The organism is Blautia sp. AF34-10 (genome assembly GCF_003477865.1).
In the GTDB taxonomy this organism is placed as follows: Bacteria; Bacillota; Clostridia; order Lachnospirales; family Lachnospiraceae; genus Fusicatenibacter; species Fusicatenibacter saccharivorans.
The window spans coordinates 22,813-32,080 of record NZ_QUED01000030.1 but is presented as its reverse complement, the minus strand read 5'-3'; the positions used below and the strand labels follow the sequence as shown (position 1 = coordinate 32,080).

General features: G+C 50.2%; 4 protein-coding genes and 1 pseudogene. 4 read left to right on the top strand and 1 reads right to left on the bottom strand.

From position 1 onward, the window contains the following. Nucleotides 1-70: 70 nt before the first annotated feature. The gene (locus DWZ60_RS14910) at nt 71-4,324 is read right to left on the bottom strand and encodes a 2-hydroxyacyl-CoA dehydratase (protein WP_117804394.1); all 4,254 of its coding nucleotides are present in this window, start codon (nt 4,322-4,324) and stop codon (nt 71-73) included. Between the two features lie 257 nt (nt 4,325-4,581). On the opposite strand from DWZ60_RS14910, the gene tgt reads away from it, so the two are divergent. From tgt to ilvD, 4 genes and pseudogenes are all read left to right on the top strand, one after another. Next, on the top strand, nt 4,582-5,718 hold the full coding sequence (gene tgt, locus DWZ60_RS14905; RefSeq protein WP_055265484.1) for a tRNA guanosine(34) transglycosylase Tgt: 1,137 nt from the start codon (nt 4,582-4,584) through the stop codon (nt 5,716-5,718). Between the two features lie 123 nt (nt 5,719-5,841). Next, complete coding sequence (gene yajC / locus DWZ60_RS14900; RefSeq protein WP_117509198.1) at nt 5,842-6,186, top strand: preprotein translocase subunit YajC; 345 nt, start codon at nt 5,842-5,844, stop codon at nt 6,184-6,186. Nucleotides 6,187-6,468: 282 nt separating this feature from the next. After that, nucleotides 6,469-7,552, top strand: a pseudogene (gene leuB / locus DWZ60_RS14890) (3-isopropylmalate dehydrogenase). A 30-nt stretch (nt 7,553-7,582) separates the two neighbouring features. Beyond that, a complete protein-coding gene (gene ilvD, locus DWZ60_RS14885; RefSeq protein ID WP_117801682.1) occupies nt 7,583-9,244 on the top strand; it encodes a dihydroxy-acid dehydratase in 1,662 nt (553 codons plus the stop codon). Nucleotides 9,245-9,268: the final 24 nt, after the last annotated feature.

The following is a 9,268-nucleotide window of genomic DNA, read 5'->3' as shown; positions in this document are numbered from 1 at the left end:
AACAGAAAAAACTGTTTTCCGGACAGGAGCTTTTTTAAATATCGGAATAGAAAAATCAGTATGTAACTTCTTATGCGTCTTTCTCTCCGCCAGATTCCTGTTTCAGATTCTTATTTGCGGTAGAAAGCATCAGCTTAATACGGTTCAGCTGGTTCACCTCCGAAGCGCCTGGATCGTAGTCAACGGCCACGATATTTGCCTTCGGATACTCCTTGCGGATCGCCTTAATAACACCTTTACCGACAATATGATTCGGCAGGCACGCAAACGGCTGGATGCAGACGATATTGTAAACGTCGCTGTGAATCAGCTCCATCATCTCGCCTGTCAGGAACCATCCCTCACCTGTCTGGTTACCGCAGGAAACAATCGGAGAAGCATACTTCGCCAGATCCCGTACATCAGCCGGCGGATCAAAGTGTTCGCTCTTCTTGAACTCTGCAACTGCCGCGCTCCGCAGCCAGTTGATCAGCTTAATGCCCGTATTTCCGAGCATCGAAGAGCTCTTCTTGAATCCAAGGTGCTCTACCTTGAAATTCGTATTGTAGAAGCAATAGCAGAAGAAATCGATCAGATCCGGCACAACCGGCTCGGCGCCTTCGCTTTCGAGAAGCTCCGCCAGATGGTTATTGGCCGCCGGAAGGAACTTAACCAGAATCTCGCCGACAATACCGACACGCGGTTTTTTCTCGTTCGTAATCGGAATATGGTCAAAGTCGCGGATCATCGTGCGGCAGATCTGTTTAAACCGGGTATGGCTCAGGTGTTTGGAAGAAATGAAATCAATACAGATTTTCTCCCATTTTTTGTGAATCCGGTCTGTCGTTCCCTTCTTCTGCTCATAAGGACGCATCCGGTAGATACATTTCATCATGATATCACCGAACTCCGCTGCATAGCAGAGACGAATCGCAAGATCCGGTGTAATCTTAAAGCCCGGATTTTCTTCCAGACCGCTTAAGTTAATCGAGATGACCGGAATCTGCGTCATATCGGCCTTCTCCAGTGCACGGCGAATAAATCCGATATAGTTTGATGCACGGCAGCCGCCGCCGGTCTGGCTCATGATGACGGCTACTTTATTCAGGTCATACTTGCCGGAGAGCAGAGCCTGCATAATCTGTCCGACTACCATCAGAGACGGATAGCAGGCATCGTTATTTACGTATTTCAGGCCGACATCAACCGCCTCTTTGTTGTCATTTGGAAGCACTTCCAGATGGTATCCGGCAGCATTGAATGCAGGCTGCAGAATCGAGAAGTGGATCGGTGACATCTGCGGGCAGAGGATCGTGTAATCTTTGCGCATCTCTTTTGTGAAGACCGGCTTCTGGATCGAGGATGGAACAATTTCACGTACCGCCTGTTTGCGGTCATGTGCACGCAGAGCGGCGAGCAGAGAACGGACACGGATTCTGGCAGCGCCGAGGTTGTTGACCTCATCGATCTTCAGGCAGGTATAAATTTTACCGCTTCTGGTCAGAATTTCGTAAACCTGATCGGTTGTAACGGCATCCAGACCGCAGCCGAACGAGTTCAGCTGGATCAGGTCAAGATCATCGCGTGTCTTTACGTAGTTTGCAGCCGCATACAGACGGGTGTGATACATCCACTGGTCATTGACACGAAGCGGGCGCTCGAGCGGTGCAAGATGGGAAACAGAGTCCTCTGTTAAAACGCACAGACCGTAGGAGTTAATCATATCCGGAATACCATGATGAATTTCCGGATCGATGTGGTACGGTCTTCCGGCAAGCACGATACCTCTGCGGCCGGTTTCTTTCATATACTGCAGCGTCTCTTCCCCTTTTTTCTGCATATCACGTCTTGCAGCGGCGAGCTCCTCCCATCCGGCATGGACAGCGGCGCGGACCTCATCCTCCGGCAGGCCGGAAAATTCTTTTGCCAGGCCGTCGGCGAGAACCTTTTCACTCGTAAATGCGAGGAACGGATTGCGGAATGTGATGGAGTCGTCCTGGAGCTCATCCACGTTGTTTTTGATGTTCTCCGCGTAGGAAGTAACGATCGGGCAGTTATAGTGGTTGATGGCCTCCGGGAACTCGGTACGCTCGTACGGGATACACGGATAGAAGATGAATTTTACGCCGTGGCGTAAGAGCCAGGTCACATGGCCGTGAGCCAGTTTCGCCGGGTAACACTCGGATTCACTCGGGATCGATTCGATGCCGAGCTCATAAATCTTGCGGCTTGAAGTCGGGGAGAGTACCACGCGGTATTTCAGCTGCGTGAAGAAGGTGTACCAGAACGGATAGTTCTCGAACATATTGAGGACTCTCGGAATGCCGACCTCTCCGCGGATTGCTTCATCCTGCGGCAGCGGCTGGTAGCCGAAGATTCGTTTGTATTTGTATTCGAACAGGTTCGGAATATGATCCTTGTTTTTCTCTTTTCCGATACCGCGCTCGCAGCGGTTTCCGCTGATGTACTGACGGCCGCCGGAGAATTTGTTGATGGTCAGACGGCAGCTGTTCGTACAGCCCTTGCAGTTTGCCATCGTAGTCGAGTATTTCAGTTCATTGATCTTTTCGATGGAGAGCATCGTAGTCTCCTGATCTGCCGAATAGCGCTCTCTTGCGATCAGCGCCGCACCGAACGCACCCATAATGCCGGCGATGTCCGGGCGGATGGCTTCGCAGTTGGCGATCCGCTCAAAGCTTCGAAGAACGGCATCGTTGTAGAACGTACCGCCCTGTACAACGATGTGGCGTCCCAGCTCGGTGGCATCGGAAACTTTAATTACCTTATATAATGCGTTTTTGATGACGGAGCAGGCAAGTCCGGCGGAAATATCAGCAACGGATGCGCCTTCTTTCTGTGCCTGTTTTACCTTGGAATTCATAAATACGGTACAGCGGGTACCAAGATCGATCGGGTGTTTTGCGAACAGTGCTTCGTGTGCAAAATCCTGTACACTGTAGTTCAGGGACTGCGCGAAGGTTTCGATAAAGGAACCGCAGCCGGAGGAACATGCTTCATTGAGCTGTACGCTGTCTACAGTGCCGTTTTTGATCTTGATACATTTCATATCCTGACCGCCGATGTCGAGAATACAGTCGACTTCCGGATCGAAGAATGCTGCGGCATAGTAATGAGAAATCGTTTCAACCTCACCCTCGTCCAGCATCAGCGCAGCTTTGATGAGTGCTTCGCCGTAACCGGTGGAACAGGACCAGGCGATCTGTGCGGAATCCGGCAGTTTGGAGTAGATTTCCTGGATCGCGCGGATCGAGGTGCCGAGCGGATTTCCGTGGTTGTTGCTGTAGAAGGAATACAGAAGAGCGCCATCCTCACCAACGAGTGCAGCTTTTGTGGTTGTGGAACCGGCATCGATTCCGAGATAGCAGTTTCCTTCGTAAGTGGAAAGATCAGCCGTTACAACATTGTTGACGCTCTGGCGGGCCAGGAATGCATCGTACTCCTCCTGGTCTTTAAACAGCGGTTCGAGACGGGCAACCTCAAAATCGATGGCTACTTTTTCTTCGAGCCGTTTTTTCAGCGCGAGAAGAGAAACCTCGGTCTTTCCCTCTGCATTCATTGCAGAACCGATGGCTGCAAACAGATGAGAGTTGTTCGGCACGATCGCGTGCTCGTCATCCAGCTTTAAGGTACGGACGAACGCTGTCTTTAATTCCGAGAGGAAGTGCAGCGGGCCGCCAAGGAAGGCAACGTGGCCGCGGATTGGTTTACCGCAGGCAAGACCGGAAATGGTCTGGTTGACGACTGCCTGGAAAATAGAAGCGGCAAGATCCTCTTTTGTTGCACCGTCGTTGATGAGCGGCTGGATATCCGTTTTTGCGAATACACCGCAGCGGGCAGCGATCGGGTAGATGGCCTGGTAATGTTTCGCATACTCATTCAGGCCGGTTGCATCGGTCTGCAGAAGAGAAGCCATCTGGTCGATGAACGAACCGGTACCGCCGGCGCAGATACCGTTCATACGCTGTTCGACATTGCCGCCTTCAAAATAGATGATTTTGGCATCCTCGCCGCCGAGCTCGATGGCAACGTCGGTCTGCGGAGCCAGCGCTTTTAACGATGTGGAAACTGCGATAACCTCCTGCGTGAACGGAATGCCAAGATGGTTGGCAAGCGCGAGTCCGCCGGAACCGGTGATGACGGGCTGCAGGGTAAGTTCGCCCAGTTTTTCGTGGGCTTCCCCGAGCAGATGGGCAAGTGTTTCCTGGATGTTTGCAAAATGGCGCTCGTAATCGGCAAAAAGAAGCTGGTTCTCTTCGTCGAGGATCGCAATTTTAACAGTAGTGGAACCGATGTCGATTCCGAGAGTATATTTTTTATCAGTCATGAATCAAACTCCTTTTATAATAAGAAACAATCTCAACACATTATACGACAAAAAATAAGGAATACAATTGGAAAAAAGGCGATGTCTTATGAAAAAAGTATAAAGTCCTTGTGAAAAATGGAGAAAGCGGGAAAGAAAAAAGAGAGAAAAAAGAAAATTCAGGCATTGTCAAAAACAGATTTTGCCTGTATACTAAAAATAGTATGCCCTGCATGAAAACAGGAGGCAGGGATCATTGAGAAAGGATGAAAAGCGTTATGTATAAAATTCTGAAAATGGAAGGAAGAGCGAAGCGCGCCCATATGGAAACCGTGCACGGCAATATCGAAACGCCGGTATTCATGAATGTCGGAACTGCAGCAGCAATCAAGGGAGCTGTTTCCACCGAAGATCTCCAGCAGATCGGCACGCAGGTAGAACTTTCCAATACGTATCACCTCCATGTGCGCCCGGGAGATGAAGTCGTAAAGAAGATGGGCGGACTCCACAAATTCATGGTCTGGGACAAACCGATCCTGACCGATTCCGGCGGATTCCAGGTGTTTTCTCTGGCAGGCCTTCGGAAAATCAAGGAGGAGGGTGTCTATTTCCACTCGCATGTAGATGGAAGAAAGATCTTTATGGGACCGGAGGAGAGTATGCAGATCCAGTCCAACCTGGCTTCAACCATCGCGATGGCTTTCGACGAGTGCCCGTCGAGTGTGGCAGAGCGCCGTTATGTGCAAAACTCTGTCGACCGCACGGCGAGATGGCTGCAGCGATGCAAAAATAAGATGCAGGAGCTGAACCAGCGGGAAGACACGATCAACAAACATCAGCTTCTGTTCGGAATCAACCAGGGTGCGATTTATGAGGATATCCGCATTGACCATGCAAAACGGATTTCCGAGATGGATCTCGACGGTTATGCGGTCGGCGGACTGGCAGTAGGAGAAAGCCATGAGGAGATGTATCATATTCTTGACGAAGTGGTTCCGTACCTGCCGAAAGACAAACCGACGTATCTGATGGGCGTTGGAACGCCGGCAAATATTCTCGAGGGCGTAGAGCGCGGCATCGATTTCTTCGACTGCGTATACCCGAGCCGGAACGGACGTCACGGCCACGTTTACACAAACCATGGAAAAATGAACCTGTTCAATCAGAAATACGAGCTGGATCCGCGTCCGATTGAGGAAGGCTGCCAGTGCCCGGCGTGCCGTCATTACAGCAGAGCCTACATCCGTCATCTGCTGAAAGCAAAAGAAATGCTCGGCATGCGTCTCTGTGTTCTGCACAACCTGTATTTCTACAATAATATGATGACAGAAATCCGGACCGCACTGGACGAGGGCAGCTTTGCTTCCTACAAACGGGCAAAACTCGCAGGATTTGAGGAATACGACAAAAAGTAAGCGGGAAAGTATGAAATCTTTGGAAAATATCCGAAAAAGACTTGCCCATCGGTTCCGGATTGTGTATTATGATAGGTGTGTCTAAAGAACGGGATGTACTCTCGAATAACAGGAGGAAAGAAAATGTTTTTAGCAACAACAACAGCAGCAAACAGCGGTGTGATGAGCACTGGTATGTTAATTATGTGGCTGGTCATCATGTTCGGTATGATGTATTTCTTAATGATCCGCCCGCAGAAGAAAGAGCAGAAAAAACTGCAGGCAATGCTGAATGACCTCGCAGTCGGCGATGCAGTCATCACAACAAGCGGTTTCTACGGCGTAGTCATCGATATCACAGACGACGATGTCATCGTAGAGTTCGGAAACAACAAAAACTGCCGTATCCCGATGCGCAAAACAGCCATCACAGAGGTTGAAAAACCGGAGACAGCAGTCGTTGAAGAGAAAACAGAAAAGAAAAAATAATTTCACACGGCGAAAAGCAGGAAAAACGCAGGTATTCAAAAAGAACGAATGCCTGCGTTTTTTTCGCCCCCGAAACTTCTTCGGCGGAACACGGCGAAAACGGGGAAAAATGCCGCGTATTTTTCTTTTAAATGGCAAAAAAGCAAAAAGATTATTGCGTTTCGTCCGATGCAAAGAAATTTCGTGTTGAAATTACTGGAAAAATGGCGTATAATTTAGAAATGCTATAGACGCAGAGAAAATAGAACGGTTTTTCAGCCGGAAGAAAAGAGGGAGAAAGATATGGAATACCGTATTGGATTAATTCACGGTGACGGAATCGGACCGGAAATTGTAAAGGAAGCAAAAAAAGTTCTGGACGCTGTCTGCGAGAAATATGGACATAAGTTTGAATATACCAACCTTCTGCTGGGCGGAGCTCCATTGATGTGCACGGCGTGCCGCTGACAGATGAAACCATAGAAGAAGCAAAGAAATGCGACGCTGTCTGATGGGCTCCATCGGAGGAGATGCAAAAACATCCCCATGGTACAAATTAAGCCCGGACAAGCGCCCGGAGGCAGGACTCTTAAAAATCCGGAAATCGTTAGGTCTGTTTGCAAACCTGCGTCCGGCTTACCTGTATCAGGAATTGAAAGATGCCTGCCCGTTAAAAGAAGAGATCATCGGCGAGGGCTTCGACATGCTGATTATGCGTGAGCTGACCGGCGGCCTGTACTTTGGAGAGCGCAGCACTGTAGAAGAAAACGGCATCCGGAAAGCAACCGATACGCTGACCTACAGCGAGACCGAAATCCGCCGCATTGCAATCCGTGCATTCGACATCGCCATGAAGAGAAAGAAAAAAGTAACGAGTGTAGATAAAGCAAACGTTCTCGATTCCTCCCGTCTGTGGAGATCCGTGGTAGAGGATGTTGCAAAAGATTACCCGGAAGTTACCTTAGAGCATATGCTGGTCGACAACTGTGCGATGCAGATCGTCCACAATCCGTGCCAGTTTGACGTCGTTCTGACCGAGAACATGTTCGGAGATATTCTTTCCGATGAGGCAAGTATGGTAGCAGGCTCGATCGGAATGCTTTCTTCCGCCAGCCTGAACGAGACAAAATTTGGTCTGTACGAGCCAAGCCACGGCTCTGCACCGGACATCGCAGGAAAGAACATCGCAAACCCGATTGCAACGGTTCTGTCCGCAGCCATGATGCTCCGCTATTCCCTGGATCTCGATCAGGAGGCAGAGGCAGTCGAAAATGCTGTACAGAAAATTTTAAAAGACGGATACCGCACCGTAGACATTATGTCTGAGGGATGTACCCAGGTATCTACATCCGAAATGGGAGATCTGCTGGTAAAAGCACTGGCATAAAACTGTAAGATAAGAAAAGAGGAAAAAATCATGAGAAGTGATGCTGTAAAAAAAGGAATCGCACAGGCGCCACAGCGTTCTCTGATGCGTGCGCTGGGTCTGACCGAAGAAGAAATGAAAAAACCGCTCGTAGGAATTGTAAGCTCCTACAATGAGATCGTACCGGGTCATATGAACCTGGATAAAATTACAGAAGCTGTAAAAATGGGCGTTGCCATGGCAGGCGGAACACCGATCGTGTTCCCGGCCATTGCAGTCTGTGACGGTATTGCCATGGGCCACATCGGAATGAAATATTCCCTCGTTACCCGTGACCTGATCGCCGATTCCACCGAGTGTATGGCAATGGCTCACCAGTTTGATGCACTGGTATGTATCCCGAACTGTGATAAGAACGTACCTGGCCTTTTGATGGCAGCAGCAAGAGTCAATGTTCCGACCGTATTTGTCAGCGGCGGTCCGATGCTTGCCGGCCATGTAAAAGGTGAGAAGAGAAGTCTTTCCAGCATGTTCGAGGCGGTTGGATCCTACGCAGCCGGAACTATGACAGAGGAAGATGTTTATGATTTTGAGTGCAATGCATGCCCGACCTGCGGTTCCTGCTCCGGTATGTACACGGCAAACAGCATGAACTGTCTGACCGAGGTTCTCGGCATGGGCTTGAAAGGAAACGGAACGATTCCGGCCGTATATTCCGAGCGTCTGCGCCTGGCCAAGAGAGCCGGTATGCAGGTTATGGAGCTGTTAAAACAGAATATCCGTCCAAGAGACATTATGACAAAAGAAGCATTCTTAAATGCGTTGACCGTCGATATGGCACTTGGATGTTCCACCAACAGTATGCTGCATCTGCCGGCCATCGCGCATGAGGCAGGCGTAGAGCTGAATCCGGAGATGGCAAATGCCATCAGTGAGAAGACCCCGAACCTCTGCCATCTGGCTCCGGCAGGATACCACTACATTGAGGAGCTGAACGAGGCCGGCGGTGTTTATGCCGTTATGAACGAGCTGAATAAACTGGGACTTCTGCACACCGAGTGCATGACCGCAACCGGAAAGACCGTTGGCGAGAATATCAAAGGCTGTGTCAACAAAAACCCGGAGATCATCCGTCCGGTAGAAAATCCATACAGCAAGACCGGCGGTATTGCTGTCCTGAAAGGAAACCTGGCACCGGATACCGCAGTCGTCAAACGTTCTGCCGTTGTACCGGAGATGCAGGTTCACGAAGGACCGGCCAGAGTCTTCGACTGTGAGGAGGATGCCATCGAGGCAATCCGCGGCGGCAAGATTGTGGCAGGCGACGTTGTTGTCATCCGTTATGAGGGACCAAAGGGAGGCCCTGGTATGCGTGAGATGCTGAATCCGACCTCTGCGATTGCAGGTATGGGACTTGGCTCTTCCGTAGCTCTGATTACAGACGGCCGTTTCTCCGGCGCATCCCGCGGTGCATCCATCGGTCATGTCAGCCCTGAGGCAGCAGAAGGCGGTCCGATCGCGCTCGTTGAGGAAGGCGACCTGATCCGCATCAATATTCCAGAGCACAAGCTGGAGCTTGCCGTATCGGATGAAGAGCTGGCACGCAGAAAAGCTGCATGGACTCCGAGAGAGCCGAAAGTAACCACAGGCTATCTGAAACGCTACGCAAAGATGGTTTCCAGCGCAAATAAGGGAGCCATTCTGGAGTTCTAATAGAAAAAAATCATATCAGCCGTC

Excerpts from the sequence above, each read along its gene's own strand:
- DWZ60_RS14910 (WP_117804394.1), bottom strand. The coding sequence starts at position 4,324 with ATGACTGATAAAAAATATACTCTCGGAATCGACATCGGTTCCACTACT.
- ilvD (WP_117801682.1), top strand. The coding sequence starts at position 7,583 with ATGAGAAGTGATGCTGTAAAAAAAGGAATCGCACAGGCGCCACAGCGT.
- tgt (WP_055265484.1), top strand. The coding sequence starts at position 4,582 with ATGTATAAAATTCTGAAAATGGAAGGAAGAGCGAAGCGCGCCCATATG.
- yajC (WP_117509198.1), top strand. The coding sequence starts at position 5,842 with ATGTTTTTAGCAACAACAACAGCAGCAAACAGCGGTGTGATGAGCACT.